Here is a 17691-nt window from a genome sequence, read left to right as displayed (position 1 = left end):
ATTTCAGTCCCCTCGTGATCTGTCGGCTGTCACAGCGATCTCGTCGACGACGCAATCGTCAGGCCCGGCCGTCGTCCTGTCCGGCAGGCATGCCGGCTTCCTGGGCACGCCGGAATGCGCGCACCAATCCGGCGGTGGAACGATCGTCGACACTCGTCGCGCCGAGGTCGGCGGCGAGGGCGGGCGCCACCTCGAGCGCGGCGGTCTTGCCGAGTTCCACGCCCCACTGGTCGAAGGAGTTGAGGCCCCACACGACTCCCTGGACGAACACCTGATGTTCGTAGAGAGCGATCAGCTGGCCGAGGGTCGACGGGGTCAGTTGGGTGCCGAGAATCGTTGTCGACGGCCGGTTCCCGGGCATCACCTTGTGCGGTACCAGCTCCGGCGCCACCCCCTCGGCGACGATCTCCCCGGCGGTACGTCCGAAGGCGAGCACCTTGGACTGGGCCAACATGTTCGCCACCAACAGCGTGTGCATCGACGTGGCGGCGTCGCCCTCGACCGGCAGGTCGGCCAGCGGCCGTGCAAATCCCACGAAATCGGCCGGGATCAGCCGGGTGCCCTGGTGGAGCAACTGATGGAAGGCGTGCTGGCCGTTGGTTCCCGGCTCGCCCCAGAACACCTCCCCGGTCGCCGCCGCAACCGGGGTGCCGTCGGCCCGGACGGACTTTCCGTTCGACTCCATGGTCAGCTGCTGGAGGTAAGCGGGGAATCTCGCCAGGTCGTGGGCGTAGGGCAGCACCGCCCGGGAGTCGGCGCCGAAAAAGCTTGCGTACCAGACGCCGAGGAGGCCCAACAGGACCGGCGCGTTGGCGTCGAGCGGCGCCGTGGCGAAGTGCTGGTCCATGGCGTACATCCCGGCGAGGAACTCGGCGAAGCGATCGCGGCCGATGGCCGCCATCACCGACAGCCCGACGGCCGATCCGACGGAGTAGCGTCCGCCGACCCAATCCCAGAACCCGAACACGGCGTCCGGGTCGATACCGAATGCTGCGGTGCGTTCGTGGTTCGTCGAGACGGCCACGAAATGGCCGGTGACGGCGTCGTTCCCGAGCGCGTCGATGATCCAGTGGCGCGCCGCGGTCGCGTTCGCCATCGTCTCCAGCGTGGTGAAGGTCTTGGAGACCACCACGAACAGGGTGGTTGCCGGATCGAGACCCGACAGCGTCGACAGCAGGTCGGTGGGGTCGATGTTGGAGACGAATCTGGCCACCGGTCCGTTTGCGTAGTGCCGCAGCGCCCGCGACACCATGGCCGGGCCGAGGTCCGAGCCACCGATACCGATGTTCACCACCGTCTCGAACTGCCGGCCGGTCGCGCCGCAGCGACGCCCCGACCGCAGATCGTCGGTGAACTCGCCCATCCGGTCGAGCACCCTGCGCACGTCGGCAACGACGTTGCGCCCGTCCACCATCAGCTCGGTGTCAGGGGGCATGCGCAGCGCGGTGTGCAGCACCGCACGATCTTCGGAGGTGTTGATGTGCGCGCCGGCGAACATCGCATCTCGCCGCGCCTCCACTCCCGAGGCGCGGGCCAGTTCGAGCAGCAGCCCGAGGGTTTCCCGGGTGACGCGATGCTTGCTGTAGTCGATGTACAGATCCGCCGCCGTCACCGTCAGTTCCTCGCCCCGCGCCGGATCGGCCGCGAACAGGTCCCGAAGATGCAGCGGTGCAATCGTTTTCTGGTGCTCGACCAGCACCTCCCACGCCGCGTCCACGGCCGGCCCGGTGGAGTTCGCACCATTCACGTCGGTCATGCCAGCGCCCGCAGACGTGGCTCGAGGTCCCTGCTGAACAGCTCGAGAAACCGCTGCTGATCATGTCCCGGTGCATGAAACACGAGCTGGTTCAAACCGGCGTCGACATACGGACGGATCTGCGCCACCGCCTCATCCGGGTCGGACGCCACGATCCACCGCTTGGCGACCTGTTCGATCGGCAGTGCGTCTGCGGCCCGTTCCATCTCGACGGGGCTGTCGATGCTGTGCTTCTGCTCGGGCGTCAGCGAAAGCGGAGCCCAGAAGCGCGTGTTCTCCAGCGCCGCCTGCGGGTCGGTGTCGTAGGAGATCTTGATCTCGATCATCTTGTCGATGTCGGCGGCGTCCCGTCCGGCCTTCGCGGCGCCCTCGTCGACGGCCGGCAACAATTTCTGCTCGTAGAGCTCCATCCCCTTGCCGGAGGTGCAGATGAATCCTTCGCCCGACCGGCCCGCATAGCGGGCCACCACCGGCCCGCCCGCGGCGATGTAGACCGGGATTCCGTCCTCGGGCACGTCATAGATCGAGGCTCCCTGTGTGGTGTAGTACTCACCCTCGAAGTCGACCCGGTCGCCGAGCCAGAGCTCGCGCATCAACCGCACCGACTCCCGTAGTCGCGCAAAGCGTTCGGTGAATGCCGGCCACTCCCCCACGTGACCGGTCGCGATCTCGTTGAGTGCTTCCCCGGTGCCCACGCCGAGCATGATCCGACCCGGATACAGACACCCCATCGTCGCGAACGCCTGTGCCACCACCGCGGGGTTGTATCGAAAGGTGGGTGTCAGTACCGACGTCCCCAACCGAATCCGGGAGGTACGCTCGCCCACCGCGGTCATCCATGACAGCGAGAACGGCGCGTGCCCGCCCTGGTGCCGCCACGGCTGGAAGTGATCCGATACCGTCGCGGAATCCATCCCGTGCTCTTCGGCCGAGACACCGAGTTCCACCAGCTCACGCGGACCGAACTGTTCGGCCGACGCCTTGTATCCGAGCTTCAGGCTCATCGCGGCACCTCCGCGGTCCGCACCTGGTGTCCACCGAATTGACGCCGTAGCGCCGACACGGCCTTCATCGTCGGCGAGTCCGGCTGCCGAGATGCGAACCGCGCGAACAGCGCGGCGGAGATGACCGGTAGCGGAACCGCGTGCGCGATCGCCTCCTCGACCGTCCACCGGCCTTCGCCGGAGTCCTCGGTGTACCCGGAGATCGTCTCGAGCTCAGGGTCATCCGCAAGCGCGCCCACGAGAAGCTCCAACAGCCACGACCGCACGACCGTGCCGCGTTGCCACGCCGCCATCACCGCGTCAGGGGCGGTGATTCTCGGTTCGGCACAAAGGAGTTCGTATCCTTCGCCGTAGGCTTGCATCAACCCGTACTCGATTCCGTTGTGCACCATCTTCGCGTAGTGACCGGCGCCGACCGGGCCTGCGTGGACGAAGCCGTCTGCCCGGGGTCCGTGCGGACGGAGCGCATCGAAGATCGGCATGGCGCGCGCCACGTCGGCCTCGTCGCCTCCCACCATCAATCCGTATCCGGCGGTCCGGCCCCAGACCCCGCCGGACACACCACAATCGAGGTAGCCGATGTCGCGCGCACCCAAGGTCTTCGCATGCTCCTCGTCGTCGGTGAAGCGGGAGTTCCCGCCGTCGATGACGAGATCTCCGGCCGCGAGGAGTTCACTGAGCTCGCCGACGACGGCTCGGGTCGGCTCCCCGGCGGGAACCATCACCCAGACCACTCGGGGCTGCGCCAACTCGTCGACCAGTTCGGCCAGACTCTCGACGTCACGGACCGACGGGTCGGCGTCGTATCCGACGACATCGTGGCCGTCGGCGCGAACACGCTCCCGCATGTTTCCGCCCATCCGCCCCAGCCCTATCAGACCCATCTGCATGGGAGCACTCCTCGAGATTGTTTGCTTGCCGGACCGGGAAGACGCCGGTCCGATGACCGCAGGAATGTGCGCGTAATCGCGCACCGAGTGCACGCAATCATGCCGCTGAGTGGTTCTGCTGTCAATATGCGTGCAGCGCAGTTAGACTCCCGTGAACCGGATTCGGATGTTCATCGCGCCGGCGATCAACCGTCGATCAAGGAGGGGTCATTGTCCGCAACCGAACGACGGGGACAGATCCTGCAGCGCCTCCAGATCGACGGTTACGTCGAGGCAAAGGTCCTTGCACGCGAGATGAGCGTCGACGCATCCACGATTCGACGCGATCTCGACGCCCTCGCCCGGTCGGGCAGAGCCGAACGGACGCATGGGGGTGCGCGGCCCGCCGCCGATGGCTCGTCCGAAATCCCTTACGCCGTGAAGAAGATTGCGCGACAACCGGAAAAAGCGGCGATCGCCGCGGCCGCCGCGGAGTATGTCTCGGATGGACAAACCGTCATCCTCGACAGCGGGTCGACGACTTATCAAGTCGCCCTCGCACTTCGCCATCGCTCGGACCTGACGTTCATCACCAACGACCTGCGCATCGCGAAGTATGTCGCCACCCTTCCGGGTACCCGACTCCTGGTGACCGGCGGTGAGCTGCTCGGTTCGGTCTTCACCCTCGTCGGCGACGCCGCCGTCGGTTTTCTGGCGAACTACTCCGCCGATTGGGCCTTCCTCGGAGCCGACGCCGTCGACCCGGACACCGGGATCACCAATACCAACACCCTTGAGGTGCCGCTCAAACGGGCGATGATCTCGTCGGCGAGGCACACCGTGGTGGTGGCCGACAGTTCCAAGTTCGGCAACCGCGCGCTCAGCAAGGTGGCTTCCGTCGACGAGGTCGGCACCATCCTCTCCGATGACGGACTCCCGTCCGACCAGGCGCGGCGCTACGGAGAACACCTGGTGCGAGCACCGGTCAGCGCCTGAACCGAGAACCGGAATGCACTGTCATTCCGCGTGATCGAGCAACTGGCGAATCCGGTAGGGCACCAGTTCTTGCATCGCCAGGCTCACGTTCGTCCGTTCCACTCCGTCGATGCCGAGTAGCAGCCCGGCGACCCGGTACAGGTCGTCGGTGTCGGCGGCGACGACACGGATGAGAAGGTCCACGGGTCCGGACAGTCCGATCACCTCGACCACCTCGGGAATCGTCTCGAGCCTGTCGGTGACCTCGGCGAGTCGACGCTGATCAACAGTGGTCAGCACGAAGGCGAGTAAGGGCAGCCCGAGGTGACGCGGCGGGATTCGCCGGTCGAAGCCGTCGAGTGTTCCATCGCGGTGCCACCGTTCCAATCGCGACTGCACGGTATTGCGCGATACCTCGATGAGCCCGGCGAGTTCGACTCCGGTGGCGCGCGGGCGTTCACAGAGCGCGCTCAGCAGGCGGGCGTCGGTGCGATCGAAATCAGTCATACAGCTCAGCATGCCACATCGAGAGCGCATAGAATTGGGCACACTGCTCAATCTCAACATCGACGGTTGCGCACGATGGCATTCGTTGTTTGTATGAATCATCCAAATGGCAACGCGCCGGGGAATAGACGTCAGGAGGAATCGTGGTCTTCGATTCGGGAACGACCCCCATACAACTGGTGACCGAAGACGGGCTACGCGTCGACCACCCCGATCTGTCCCCGTTGGTCACCGACATCGACGACCGACGTCTCGCCGACCTCTATGAGGACCTGTTCGTCATTCGGCGGATCGATTCGGAGGCAACGGCTTTGCAGCGGCAAGGCGAACTCGGACTGTGGGCACCACTGCTCGGGCAAGAAGCCTCGCAAGTCGGATCGGCCCGGGCGCTGGCGGAGGACGACTTCGTCTTCGCGAGCTACCGTGAACACGGAGTCGCGTACTGCCGCAACGTGGACCCCACCCACATGCTGCGGTTCTGGCGTGGTTCCACCCACTCCGGATGGAATCCGTTGGAGTATCGGATGACCACGCCGGCGATCATCGTCGGCTGTCAAGCTCTGCACGCCACCGGATACGCACTCGGCAATGCACTCGACGGCACATCGGCGGCGACGATCACCTACTTCGGTGATGGTGCGACCAGCCAGGGCGACATCTCCGAAGCGTTCGGTTTCGCGGCGAGCTTTGCGGCACCGGTCGTGTTCTTCTGTCAGAACAACCAGTGGGCGATCTCCGAGCCGGTGTCGCTACAGGCAAAGGTCACCATCGCCGAGCGCGGCCGCGGATTCGGCATCCCGTCCGTCCGGGTGGATGGCAATGACGTCCTGGCCGTTCTCGCCGCGACGCGCGCCGCGCTCGCCAATGCACGAGAAGGCAACGGCCCGAGCCTCATCGAGGCCGTCACGTACCGCATGGGCCCGCACACCACCTCGGACGACCCGGGCCGGTACCGGCCGTCAGCGCTTGATGACGAGTGGAAGCTCAAAGATCCCCTCGACCGTGTGCGCAAGCTTCTCGAACGCGCGGGCCTCATCGACGACGAGTACCTGGCCCGAGTTCAGAATCAGGCCGACGTCACCGCAGCCGCCCTGCGCAAGGGATGTCTGGAAACCGTAGAGCCCGAAGCAATGTCCCTGTTCGACCACGTCTACTCACAACCGCACCCGTTGGTGGACGAAGAACGCGAGCAGTACTCGACCTATCTCGCCAGTTTCGAAGGATCGACACGATGACCACCACACTTCCCCTTGGCAAGGCACTCAACGCCGGCCTGCGACGCGCCCTGGAAGACGATCCGAAGGTCCTGCTGATGGGTGAGGACATCGGCGCACTCGGCGGCGTCTTCCGGATCACCGACGGGCTGCAGAAGGACTTCGGCCAGCACCGGGTGATCGACACCCCACTGGCGGAATCGGGAATCCTGGGCACCGCAATAGGACTCGCCATGCGCGGATTCCGTCCGGTCTGCGAGATCCAGTTCGATGGGTTCATCTATCCCGCATTCGACCAGATCGTCTCCCAGGTCGCCAAGCTGCATTACCGCACGAGCGGCAACGTCACCATGCCGATCACGATCCGGGTTCCCTATGGGGGCGGGATCGGCGCCATCGAGCATCATTCCGAATCCCCCGAGGGCTACTTCGCCCAAACCGCCGGGCTACGGGTGGTGACATGCAGCAACGCCGCCGACGCCCATCTGATGATCCGGCAGGCGATCGCCTCCGACGACCCGGTTCTGTTCTTCGAACCGAAGCGCCGCTATTGGGAGAAGAGCGAGGTCGACCTCGATTCCGCTATCGACTCGTACCCGTTGCATCGGGCGCGCACCGTCGTCGAGGGGACCGACGTCACATTGCTCGCCTATGGCCCGCTGGTCACCACGGCGATTGCGGCGGCCAAGGCCGCTGCGGAAGAGGGAATGTCCATCGAGGTCATCGATCTTCGCACGCTCTCCCCGTTGGACATGGATGCGATCGAGGCCTCGGTGCGCAAGACCGGACGCCTGGTCGTCACCCACGAGGCCCCGGTGTTCCTCGGCATCGGAGCCGAGATTGCGGCACGCGTCTCCGAGCGATGCTTCTACCACCTCGAGGCGCCGGTACTGCGGGTCGGCGGATTCGCCATCCCGTATCCGCCGGCAAAACTGGAAGAGCACTTCCTGCCCGACATCGACCGGATCCTGCATGCCGTCGACACGTCGATGGCAGCGTGAGTCGAGAAGGAACGAACATGACTGAAACGCAGACGTTTCTGCTGCCCGATCTCGGTGAGGGACTGACCGAGGCCGAGTTGGTCAGCTGGTTTGTCGGGGTGGGCGACGCCGTCGAACTCAACCAGGTCATCGCCGAGGTCGAGACCGCGAAGGCCTCCGTCGAACTGCCCTCGCCGTACTCCGGGACGGTGGTCGCACTGCACGCCGGAGAAGGAGACACCGTCGACGTCGGCACGCCGTTCATCGACATCTCCACGGGTGCCGCAACGGACTCGCTGCCGACCACCTCGACCACAGACGCAACCGACACGGCGACGACACCGGAGGGCACAGCCGAGCGCGTTCCCGTCCTCGTCGGATATGGCGTGGCGGACGAGGCGTCGAGCCGGCGTCGTGCCCGCGGCGCCACCCGAACCACCGAGACCCCCACCGCTTCCACCGGCACTGCCGAGGCCGAGGGTGGTGGCCGCTTCGCCGAGACGCGGCCACTCGCCAAACCGCCGGTCCGGTTCCTCGCGAAGCAGAACGGCATCGAACTCGGCAATGTCCCCGCCACCGGCGCGCACGGCGAGGTCACTCGCGCCGACGTCACCGCATATACTGCCGCACAGAGCCTTTCGGACGACGCGGACACAGAGACAGGCTCCCACGCCGATGCCCCGCCCGTACCTGTTGTCGGCAGCCACGGCGCGGAGACCAGGACCCCGATCAAAGGTGTGCGCAAACACACCGCGGCCGCGATGGTGGCCAGCGCGTTCACCGCTCCCCACGTCACCGAATTCGTCACCGTGGACATCACCGAGACGCTCGACCTACTCGAACGGCTGCGAGCGCACCGCCGATTCAGCGACACCCGGCTGACGCCGCTGGCGTTGATCAGCAAGGCGCTACTGATCGCCGTGCGGGCAAATCCGTCTCTCAACTCGTCGTGGGACGAGGACTCCGGGGAGATCGTGACCAAGCACTACGTGAATCTCGGTATCGCGGCCGCCACGCCGCGTGGACTGATGGTGCCCAACATCAAGGACGCCGATCGCATGTCCCTGCACGAGTTGGCGAACGCGCTGGTCGACCTGACGACAACCGCGAAGGCGGGCAAGACATCACCGGGCGATCTGGCGGCCGGCACGATCACCATCACCAATGTCGGTGTGTTCGGTGTCGATTCCGGCACACCGATTCTCAATCCCGGGGAAGCCGGCATCCTCTGCGTCGGCGCGATCCGCCGTCAGCCATGGGAGCACGAGGGCGAGATCGCCCTCCGGTCGGTCACCACTCTCAGCCTCTCGTTCGACCACCGGCTCGTCGACGGCGAACAAGGGTCACGGTTCCTCGCCGACATCGGACGAATTCTGTCCGATCCCTTCGAGCTGATCGCTCTCGGCTGACCTCCGTCCCGCCGAGGCGTGGTTCGCCTCCAATACCCGAACTCGAGCGCTGCGTGCGCCTGAACCTTCTTGACAGGAGTGAGATCTGCGATGTCCCATACCCCTGATGTCGTGGTCCTCGGCGGCGGATCCGGTGGCTACGCCTGCGCGATCCGCGCCGCCCAACTCGGCTTGAGCGTCACGATCGTCGAGGCCGACAAACTCGGCGGCACCTGCCTGCATCGCGGATGCATTCCCACCAAGGCCCTCGTCCACGCGGCCGAGGTCGCCGACACCGTCCGCGACAGCGCCGCGTTCGGAGTGATCGCGGCGCTCGACGGTCTCGACATCGATCGAATCCGTTCGTACCAGGACGGCGTTGTCGGCAAGCTGTACAAGGGATTACAGGGCCTTGTCGCTCACCATGGCATCGAGGTGGTATCCGGCGTCGGCCGCTATCTCGGCGACCGGACTGTCGAAGTGGACGGGCAACGCATCACCGCCCGGCGCGCCGTTGTCCTGGCGACCGGTTCGCAACCTCGACAGATTCCGAACCTTCCGGTCGGCGGCCGCATCATCACCAGCGACGAGGCATTGACGCTCGATGAGATACCCAGGCGCGCTGTCATTCTCGGCGGCGGCGTGATCGGCGTCGAGTTCGCCGGCGTGCTGGCATCCTTCGGCACCGACGTCACGGTGATCGAGGCCTTGGATCGCCTGGTGGCCGCTGAAGACGAGTGGACGTCGAAACAACTCGCGCGCGCATTCCGCAAACGCGGCATCACCGCCCGGACATCCACCAAACTGATCGGCGCCGACCAGTCCGGCGAGACGGTCACCGTGACACTGGATTCCGGCGACACGATCGAGACCGACATGCTGCTCGTCGCGATCGGTCGGGAACCGCGGACCGCCGGCAGCGGATTCGCCGAGGCCGGCATCGCCCTGGAGCGCGGCCACGTCGTCGTCGATTCCCACCTCCGGACCAATCACCCGGACGTCTGGGCCGTCGGCGACATCGTCGCCGGACTCCAACTGGCGCACCGCGGATTCCAGCAGGGGTTGTTCGTCGCCGATCAGATCGCGGGCCGAAGCCCAGCCCCCATCGACGAGATGGGCATTCCGCGAGTCACCTACACCAGTCCCGAGATCGCCTCGGTGGGCTTGACCGAAGCCCAGGCACGCGCGCAGTACCGCACGGTGACCACCGTCGAGTACGACCTCGGCGGCAACGGCAAGAGTCAGATCCTGCGCACCACAGGCGGAGTCAAGCTGGTCCGCGCCGGCGACGCCGCGACCGGTGGCCCGGTGGTCGGTATCCACATGGTCGGCGACCGGATCAGCGAGCTGGTCGGCGAGGCCCAGTTGATCGTCAACTGGGACGCTCACCCCGACGACGTCGCCGCCCTCGTCCATGCGCACCCCACCCAGTCGGAAGCTCTCGGCGAAGCCCACCTCGCACTCGCTGGACAACCCCTGCACGCCCATAGCTGACGTCCTCATCCCTCGAAAGGCAAAGAACGTGTCCGTCACCTCACCCGCCCACCCGATCATCGATGATTCCGCCGTCTTCGACCGCGCGGACGCCATCCCCGGACTGCCCCACGAACAGGTCGTCTTTTGCGAAGACGCCGCGAGCGGGCTCAAGGCCATCATCGGCATCCACTCCACGACGCTCGGACCTGCCATGGGCGGTACGCGTTTCTACCCTTATCCCGACCAGGGATCGGCCCTCACCGACGTACTCCGGCTCTCCCGGGGAATGACCTTCAAGGCTGCGATCGCCGGTGTGGCACTCGGTGGCGGCAAGGCGGTCATCATCGGTGACCCGACCACGCAGAAGACGCCGGAGCTGCTTCGCGCCTACGGACGGTTCGTCGACACCCTCGGTGGCCGCTACCTCACCGCGGGCGACATCGGTACCGGCGCTGAGGATCTCGACATCGTCGGGGAGTCGACCCCTCATGTGCTCGGACGGACGGCCACGTCCGGCGGCTCGGGCAACAGCGGACCGCTGACCGCGTTGGGTGTGTACCAGGCCATGCGCGCTGCCGCCGCTGTAGCCTGGGGCGATCCCTCGTTGACCGATCGCGTCATCGGTGTCGAGGGTGTCGGCAAGGTCGGCTCCGAACTCATCGCGCTCCTGGCGGCCGAAGGTGCCCGGATCGTGGCCACCGATGTCGACCGCGCGGGCCTGGCGCGAATCGTCGAGCGGTTCCCGGATGTCACGACCACCGATGACGTCATCGGTGAGAAGCTCGACGTCTACGCCCCCTGCGCACTCGGCGCCACCCTCACCGAGAGCTCCATCGAACGGCTGACCGCGTCCGTGGTGTGCGGCGCGGCAAACAACCAGCTGATCGAGCCGGGGATCGACGATCTGCTCCACCGGCTCGGTATCGCCTGGGTCCCCGACTATGCCGCCAACGGCGGCGGCCTCATCCAGGTCGACGGCGAGCGGGCCGGAGCCGATGCCGATGTGACGCGCCACCGCGTCGAGGCCATCTACGACACGGTCACCTCCATCTTCGAGCGTTCTGCGTCCGAGTCCGTCGCAACCGGCCGCGCGGCAGACCAGTTGGTGCAGGAACGCCTGCGCACCGGCCGGACCGCTTGATCCCCTGGCGTTTCCGCGTCCTGACCCCTCTGGTGGGGGTCTGCCCACCGGTCCGCACGACTATGACCCTCATGCCGCTACGGCATGCGGATCGGTGGCCGCCCGTCAGCGTCGCCGGGCGGCCACCGTCGGGCCACGAAACGCCGGTCGGGGCGACCGGCCTATCCTCGACAGGTGCGCATCGGCAGCATCAGCATCGAGCCCCTCCGCGACGGGTCCGGGACAGAGCAGGCGGGCGAGATCATCTCGCGATTCTCTGACCCGGAGGCCTGGAGATGTCATCCCGACCACTTCGGCGATGACGGCCGGTGGAGCTTCCCGGTCGGGGGTTTCCTTGTGCGGACGGGTGATCGGGTGGTCCTCGTCGACGCCGGGGTGGGCCCGATGGACGAGGACGGCTATGTCGGCGGCGCCCTGCTGGACTCGCTCGCTGAGCACGGTGTGACGCCGCCCGAGGTGACCGACGTGGTCTTCACCCATCTGCATTTCGATCACATCGGGTGGACCTCAGTTGACGGGAGCCCGGTCTTTCCGAATGCCACCTATCGCTGCCACGAGGCCGATTGGACATATTTCGTCGACGGACCGACCGCAGCCGCGCCTGTGCGGGACAAGCTTCTCCCGATCCGCGAGCGGTTCATTCCCTTTACCGGTGATCACCAGATCGCCCCTGGTCTCGACGCCCGTGCGGCCCCGGGCCATACGCCCGGTTCCACAGTGTTCGTTGCGTCCTCGGGAGAGCGGCGCGCAATTCTTCTCGGCGATGTCGTCCACTCCGCGGTTCAGCTCTCCGAGCCCGATTGGACCGTCGTGTGGGACGTCGACCCCGTCGCCGCTTCCCAGATGCGAAATGCCTTGGCAGATGAGGCCGCCGCACGTGGCGATCTCGTCGTGGCCGCACATTTTCCGGAAATGCGGTTCGGCCGAGTGCTTATCGCAGAAGGCCGGCGCCAATTCAGTGCCATCGCATGAGCGGTCCTACGCCACCACCACCGATCGCAACAGGGTTCGGCGCACGATGCGGCCAAGGCAATGGATCGTGTCCGGTCTGCGTTGACGTCTGACGACCACCATCACGCCCACGAAGAGGCCGCACATGACCGACACATTGTCCACCGATACCGAATTCGTCGACACCTGGCAGAGCTGGCACACCGCCCGTGAACACGACCTCGCCGCGCCGCTCGGCTGGCTCTCGATCACCCGGCTGGAATGGCTCGACACCGAACCGACGCGCTACGACGGCATTCCCGGTACCTGGTGGTTCGACGAATCGGCCGCCCACGTGCGTAGCGCCGATGGGGAGTCGTTTGCCGACCGCGACTTCGAACTCACGCCGACGGGGCCTGGTGAGTTGGTCGAGATCGACGGCGTGCACATCGAGATCGTGCGACGCGGCGAGGGCTACCTCATCCGGACCCACGACGGCTCCGCACCCGCGGTTCGCGATTTCCACGGGGTTCCCGCGTACTCCGCAGACCCCACATGGGTTCTACACGGCCGCTTCGAGCCGTATTCTGAGCCTCGCCCGGTCACTGTCGGTGCCGTCGCCGAAGGCCTTGCGCACGTCTACGTTTCGCCGGGTGAGGTCGTACTCGGCCATGACGGAGGCGAGCACCGGCTCATCGCATTCAACGGCAAGACCGGCGGTCTGAGCATCCTGTTCACCGACGCCACCTCCGGGGTCACCACCTACGCCGCGAATCGCAGTCTCGCCGTGAACGCGTCGCAGGCCGTCCTCGACGAGGGTGGGCCCGTCGCCGCGGACTTCAATCGCGCCACCAACTTGCCATGCGCCTTCATCGACTTCGCGACGTGCCCGCTGCCACCGGCGGGCAACCATCTTCCCTTCGAGGTCACGGCCGGCGAGAAGATTCCCTACGAACGCTCGCAGTAGCCGAGATCGCCAAGAGTGGGGACGAATGTTCGTCCTCCCTTTTGTGTTCGTTCCCCGGATGTGCGCCGGCGGTTCGCCAGGCGGCGCTCTATCCGGCCGAGCCTTCTTCACGCCCGTCATCAGTGACTCCCCGGCACATGACCTCGTTGACGATCTCCAGCGACCGGACGCGGCAGGCTGCGGTCGACGCGACAAGCTGAAACATGATCTCGTCGGACTACGTCGACGCCGCCAGTTCGCGCAGCCGCTCTGCCACACCGTCCGGCGTGCCGATCACCTGGCGCGCGTGGTGTTGGTCAGGAGCCGCCCGCTCCTGAATCGTGAACTCGCGCACCAGTGCCCGCTCTATTTCCACCGGCTGTGGTCGAGCACCCCGCAAGAGGGCGAGGTGCGTCATATCTGTGGTCATGGTCTGGGCACGTACCCGTTCGGGCGTGTCGGCGGCCACGAGCATCGCCGTGATCATCACGTGGGGTTCGTCGAGGAAGCGTGATGGTGTGAAGGCACTTCGGTATTGGCCAAGGATCTGCTCCGTCCCGTCGTGCGCGAAGTGATGCGCGTAGGCGAATGGCAGCCCCAGCGCGCCGGGCGGCTGCGCCCACTGCCCCGAGGCGGAGCCGATCGCGACCGTGAGCCGAGGCGCGCTTCGCCCCCTGCGGCGTTGCACGGCTTCTAGTGCGGTGAACCGAAAGCGCTGTCCAGCAGCGTTTCGACAGCAGCCCTCGTCGACGCGATGAGTTGGCGACGGTGGCGGGTCCCCAACAGTGCAGAGGCGTGATAGAGCGCTTGGAGTTGCATGCCGGTTGTCTTCGGGTCCGGCGCACCACCCTGCACAGCGAGATCGGTGAGCAGTTTCAGCGTGAAGTCGCGATAATCCTCGGCGGCCTTCATGACTTCCGGCCCGGCCGCGGGTTCCGCACTCGCGCGGGCGAACGCGCATCCGCGGTAGTCGGGACTACGCAGCCGGCGTGCCTGGGTCGCGAAGACGGCGAGGATTCGTGATCGCGCATCTGGAGCCTGCAGCACCGCCTCGACCAGTTGGGCCGCGATGATCTCGTGTCGGGCGCGCAGGTACGCAGCGGCAAGGTGTTCCTTGCTTCCGAACAGCCGGTACAGCGATGCTTTCGCGACGCCGGCCTGCTCGATGACACGATCGATCCCGACCGTGTTCACACCCTCCTGGTAGAAGAGCTCGTCCGCGGCGGCGAGCAGCTTCCCACGCGCCGACCGGCGCGAGGTGTCAGCGCCGCGCTGCTCGTCGTTGTCTGCGCCCATACGGCTCATTCTGACTCCTCGGGCTCGAGCGCCGCCCGCCGGGAGAGGCCGAGCGCGAGAGCCGATGCGACGGCGAGCAGCAGGAGAACGGCAACATAGCCGAGGGTTGTCCCGAGCAGGTCGCCGGTGCGGGCTGTGACGACGCCGGCCACGATGACAGGTAATCCGAACCCCAGATAGGAGGCGACGTAGAGCAGCGAAAGGGTCCCGGCGCGCTCGCTCTGCCCCACCGCGGGAAGCACCAGTTGCATGCCTCCACGGAATCCGAGCCCGAATGCCACCCCCGCGATGGCCGCAGCTCCCAGCAGCAATCCGACGATCCCGCTCACCACCGCGGCGACCACAACGAGGCCGCCCACCACCAGACCGGCAATGCCGCAGGCCAGCGAAACGCGACCAGGAAGCCTCGAAGTCGCGAACGCGACGATCGGCGAAACGGCCCCGACGATGGCAATCGGCAGCGCGCCGAGAATCGGCGATGACGAGCCCGACAGCTCCGCCGTGAGTTTCGGCCCCAGGCCACCGAAGAGTCCGGATACCGCCCAGACCGAGAACAGCACCGGGCACGCAGCCACCAGCAACAACCGAACATTTCTGGGCGCCCCGACCCGCGGACGCAGGCTCGCCCACACGCCAGGCCGGCGCGCAGAACCATCCGGAACGAACAGCAGGCCGATCGCCTGCGCCACCAGCACTCCGATGAGCACGAGATAGACGAGCCGAGTCGGGGCCGGCCCGAACTGCGCAAGCAATGCCGCCCCCATCGCGCCCGCGGCCGAACCGAACGGGGGCGCGGCGGCATTGGCGACCGTCCCCCGACGAACATCGGTGTCGAGCAACGCGGCGCCCACAGCCGAGAGGCCCACGCCGGTCGAGAGTCCCTGCAACACCCGGGCGCAGAGCAGCCAGTCGACATCAGCGGCCGCCACGAAAAGCGCCAGCGCCACGATCTGAATGGCCAGTGCCGCCCACATCACCGGTCGGCGCCCCAGGTGATCGGACAGACGCGCAAACACGACCAGCCCGCACAACAACGACAGCGCATACACCCCGAATACCAGCGATGTCGCCTCCACCGACAACGACCACTCCGTTTGATAGATCGGGTACAGCGGCGTCGGGGCAGCGGACGCCGCCAAGAACGCCGCCGGTACCGAGGCCAGGAACGCGAGACGCCAAACCGGCCTCTTCACAGTCGTCTCCACGCGATGAGTCGTCGACGACCCGGGAGACGGCAACGTCAGTTCACGTGATTCGCTCGTGTTCACACCCCCACACTAGCCTCGATGATACCGATCTGTCTCATATGGGAGACCGATCGGCCTCATCACGTGCGATGGTTTGCCACCCAGGCGGATTCATCCACATACGAAGATCAGACCGGCCACCTCCCGATCAGTCGATGTGAATGCCGGATGTTCCGCGCAGTGGGGCGAGGGCATTGTCGAGGGCGGCGTCGAGAGGCGCGCGGATCGCTCGGGCCGGCAGTTTTCGTCCTGCAACTTCTGTGTCCGTCGGTGTTCGCGCGTCTTGCCTCAGTGTCGGCTCACTGCGTGAGCTCTGCGTCTAGATGCGTGAGCTCTGCGACCGAACGGCCGGTCCTGGTTCCAGGCCGAACGCCTGGGCGAGTAGTTCATGCGAGTGCCTGCGGACGTCCGGGTCGGCGATCAGGTCTTGGACCATGATCTCGTCGGCGCAGGACTCGGCGGCCATCTGTTCCAGGGTCGCGCGCACCTCGTCGGGCCCGCCGGCCACGAAGCGGGGCCACCGGCCGCCGGTGATCGAAGTCGGCTCGGCTTTCTGAGCCTCGGTCATCTCGCGCGCGGCTTCGTCGGGCGTGGGGACCATGACAGATCCGGCCGCCCGGCCGGCGCGGCCGAGTCTCGCGTAGTAGCCCTTGGGCGAGTCCGCCAGGTGCAGGCCCACGGCGTGGGGTATCGCCGACCGCGACGTTGACGGCCAGGATCGCGCGCGGCGAGTAGAGTCCGAACCCCTGCGACTGGAAGACCTCGCGATAGTGGCGCAAGGCTGCGGCTGCGCCAGTCGGGTCGATGAACCCGGCGAAGGTGTAGCCGATGCCGAGTCCGGCGGCCAGAGTCGAACCGTTCGGGCTCGATCCCAGGAGCCAGGTCTGCGGCCGGCTGGGCACACTCGGCATCAACGGATGGGCATGGAACGGGTGATCGTCGGGGAACGACTCATACAGCCAGGCCAGGGTCTCCAGGACCTGCTGCTGATGGTCGACCTGGGCGGGTGTTGGCGGTTCTGCTGTAGCGCGGCGTCGAGTACCGGGCCGGCAGTGGCCCGGCCCATTCCCAGGTCGACCCGCCCGGGGGCCAGCGCTTCGAGTTGCTGGAACATCTCGGCGGCCTTGAACGGGCTGTAGTGGTTCATCAACACCGCGCCCGAACCGAGCCGGATCGAGGAGGTGATCGTCGCCGCGGCCGCGATCAACAGCTCCGGGTAATGCGAGGCGCCAGACCGGGACAGGTGGTGCTCGGCGAACCAGACCCGATGAAACCCCAGGTTCTCCGCGTGACTCGCGGTCGCCAACGCATCGGCCAGCGCGTCGGTCTCGGTGGTTCCCGGTGCGACGGTCCCCAGGTCGACGATCGACAACTTCACGGACGAACTCTCCCCGGCCTCGACGGTGGATGGCACCGACCCTACGCAGTTAGTTGGCTTGTCCCATCCGTCACGACGACGTCGAACCCGAGGACCTCGGCGCTCATCCCCCGCCGCTTGTCGGCGTCGTGACCGCCGGCCGGTCGCGCGGCCGACCACCGGTCGTAGTCCTCGCGCGAGTCCCAGCGGGTGAGGACGAAGTAACGCTCCTCGCCAAAGGCGGGGCACAGCAACTCGAAGTCGCGGAATCCTGCCGCGGAGTCGACGGCCTTCTTCCGCGTCGCGAACCGCTGCTCGATCTCCGCTTGCGTGCCCTCGGGAAACGTCAGAGCGGTGATATTGACGAATGTCATCGTGACTACCTCCTCGGCGATGCCGGACGTGCTCGGTCCGCACGACCCGGACAAGCCGATGCTATGCCGCAGTCGTGGCTGCTCTCGAGGGCCGAAAGACCCGGGTCAACGGCTATCGCACCGCTATACGGATGGAGGCGGAAAATGCCTGTCGCGCAGCGTGTTCGGCGGTGTTGCCCAAGTCACAGTCGGGCCACATCCAGCCGATCCGATCCATTCCGGGTTCGCCGG

18 protein-coding genes and 1 pseudogene are annotated in these 17691 nt (G+C 66.5%); 8 read left to right on the top strand and 11 right to left on the bottom strand.

Annotated elements, in window-relative coordinates; genetic code table 11:
• Window positions 1-58: 58 nt before the first annotated feature.
• From pgi to gnd, 3 genes are read right to left on the bottom strand one after another with little or no spacing between them, the layout of a single operon-like run.
• A complete protein-coding gene (gene pgi / locus ACPXB3_RS14990; RefSeq protein ID WP_425728204.1) occupies window positions 59-1756 on the bottom strand; it encodes a glucose-6-phosphate isomerase in 1698 nt (565 codons plus the stop codon).
• On the bottom strand, window positions 1753-2760 hold the full coding sequence (fgd, locus tag ACPXB3_RS14985; protein ID WP_425728202.1) for a glucose-6-phosphate dehydrogenase (coenzyme-F420): 1008 nt from the start codon (window positions 2758-2760) through the stop codon (window positions 1753-1755). Before fgd ends, pgi begins: the two co-directional genes overlap by 4 nt.
• Window positions 2757-3650 (bottom strand): phosphogluconate dehydrogenase (NAD(+)-dependent, decarboxylating), encoded by an 894-nt coding sequence (gene gnd, locus ACPXB3_RS14980; RefSeq protein WP_425702376.1) that lies wholly within the window; start codon window positions 3648-3650, stop codon window positions 2757-2759. Before gnd ends, fgd begins: the two co-directional genes overlap by 4 nt.
• Before the next feature lie 210 nt (window positions 3651-3860).
• Between gnd and ACPXB3_RS14975 the strand changes: the two genes are divergently transcribed.
• Entirely contained in the window at window positions 3861-4625 is a 765-nt protein-coding gene (locus tag ACPXB3_RS14975) for a DeoR/GlpR family DNA-binding transcription regulator (protein WP_425702375.1), read from the top strand.
• A gap of 21 nt (window positions 4626-4646) precedes the next feature.
• Here the strand turns inward: ACPXB3_RS14975 and ACPXB3_RS14970 are convergent, their stop codons facing one another.
• Window positions 4647-5111 carry an Lrp/AsnC family transcriptional regulator gene (locus ACPXB3_RS14970; RefSeq protein ID WP_425702374.1) on the bottom strand — a complete coding sequence of 155 codons (465 nt, stop codon included), beginning with the start codon at window positions 5109-5111 and terminating at the stop codon, window positions 4647-4649.
• Between the two features lie 170 nt (window positions 5112-5281).
• On the opposite strand from ACPXB3_RS14970, the gene pdhA reads away from it, so the two are divergent.
• From pdhA to ACPXB3_RS14935, 7 genes are all read left to right on the top strand, one after another.
• Entirely contained in the window at window positions 5282-6346 is a 1065-nt protein-coding gene (gene pdhA / locus ACPXB3_RS14965; RefSeq protein ID WP_425728258.1) for a pyruvate dehydrogenase (acetyl-transferring) E1 component subunit alpha, read from the top strand.
• Window positions 6343-7326: an alpha-ketoacid dehydrogenase subunit beta gene (locus ACPXB3_RS14960; RefSeq protein ID WP_425728200.1), complete on the top strand. Its 984-nt coding sequence runs from the start codon at window positions 6343-6345 to the stop codon at window positions 7324-7326. The genes pdhA and ACPXB3_RS14960 overlap by 4 nt, the downstream gene beginning before the upstream one ends.
• A gap of 17 nt (window positions 7327-7343) precedes the next feature.
• Entirely contained in the window at window positions 7344-8714 is a 1371-nt protein-coding gene (locus tag ACPXB3_RS14955; RefSeq protein ID WP_425728198.1) for a dihydrolipoamide acetyltransferase family protein, read from the top strand.
• A 90-nt stretch (window positions 8715-8804) separates the two neighbouring features.
• A complete protein-coding gene (gene lpdA / locus ACPXB3_RS14950) occupies window positions 8805-10187 on the top strand; it encodes a dihydrolipoyl dehydrogenase (RefSeq protein WP_425702370.1) in 1383 nt (460 codons plus the stop codon).
• Window positions 10188-10215: 28 nt separating this feature from the next.
• A complete protein-coding gene (locus ACPXB3_RS14945; RefSeq protein WP_425728196.1) occupies window positions 10216-11310 on the top strand; it encodes a Glu/Leu/Phe/Val family dehydrogenase in 1095 nt (364 codons plus the stop codon).
• 174 nt (window positions 11311-11484) lie between these two features.
• On the top strand, window positions 11485-12282 hold the full coding sequence (locus tag ACPXB3_RS14940; RefSeq protein WP_425728194.1) for an MBL fold metallo-hydrolase: 798 nt from the start codon (window positions 11485-11487) through the stop codon (window positions 12280-12282).
• 124 nt (window positions 12283-12406) lie between these two features.
• Window positions 12407-13207 carry a DUF1684 domain-containing protein gene (locus ACPXB3_RS14935; protein WP_425728192.1) on the top strand — a complete coding sequence of 267 codons (801 nt, stop codon included), beginning with the start codon at window positions 12407-12409 and terminating at the stop codon, window positions 13205-13207.
• Between the two features lie 217 nt (window positions 13208-13424).
• On the opposite strand, the gene ACPXB3_RS14930 is transcribed toward ACPXB3_RS14935, so the two are convergent.
• The 7 genes and pseudogenes from ACPXB3_RS14930 to ACPXB3_RS14900 all read right to left on the bottom strand — a co-directional run bounded on the left by ACPXB3_RS14930 (window position 13425) and on the right by ACPXB3_RS14900 (window position 17460).
• On the bottom strand, window positions 13425-13874 hold the full coding sequence (locus tag ACPXB3_RS14930; protein WP_425702365.1) for a hypothetical protein: 450 nt from the start codon (window positions 13872-13874) through the stop codon (window positions 13425-13427).
• Between the two features lie 5 nt (window positions 13875-13879).
• Window positions 13880-14491, bottom strand: coding sequence for a TetR/AcrR family transcriptional regulator (locus ACPXB3_RS14925; protein ID WP_425702363.1), 612 nt, complete (start codon window positions 14489-14491; stop codon window positions 13880-13882).
• Window positions 14488-15675: an MFS transporter gene (locus tag ACPXB3_RS14920; protein ID WP_425728190.1), complete on the bottom strand. Its 1188-nt coding sequence runs from the start codon at window positions 15673-15675 to the stop codon at window positions 14488-14490. The genes ACPXB3_RS14925 and ACPXB3_RS14920 overlap by 4 nt, the downstream gene beginning before the upstream one ends.
• Window positions 15676-16048: 373 nt before the next feature.
• Window positions 16049-16408 (bottom strand): hypothetical protein, encoded by a 360-nt coding sequence (locus ACPXB3_RS14915; protein WP_425728266.1) that lies wholly within the window; start codon window positions 16406-16408, stop codon window positions 16049-16051.
• Window positions 16409-16472: 64 nt separating this feature from the next.
• Window positions 16473-16640 (bottom strand): annotated as a pseudogene (locus tag ACPXB3_RS14910) (LLM class flavin-dependent oxidoreductase); the annotation flags it as partial.
• Window positions 16640-17107 (bottom strand): LLM class flavin-dependent oxidoreductase, encoded by a 468-nt coding sequence (locus ACPXB3_RS14905; protein WP_425728189.1) that lies wholly within the window; start codon window positions 17105-17107, stop codon window positions 16640-16642. The pseudogene ACPXB3_RS14910 and the gene ACPXB3_RS14905, both read right to left, overlap by 1 nt.
• A gap of 41 nt (window positions 17108-17148) precedes the next feature.
• The gene (locus ACPXB3_RS14900; RefSeq protein ID WP_425728187.1) at window positions 17149-17460 is read right to left on the bottom strand and encodes an antibiotic biosynthesis monooxygenase family protein; all 312 of its coding nucleotides are present in this window, start codon (window positions 17458-17460) and stop codon (window positions 17149-17151) included.
• Window positions 17461-17691 lie beyond the last annotated feature (231 nt).

This window comes from Gordonia sp. DT219 (assembly GCF_049847065.1).
Classification (GTDB): Bacteria; Actinomycetota; Actinomycetes; order Mycobacteriales; family Mycobacteriaceae; genus Gordonia.
The sequence above is the reverse complement of the archived record's forward strand: the minus strand, read 5'-3'. Positions and strand labels throughout refer to the sequence as shown.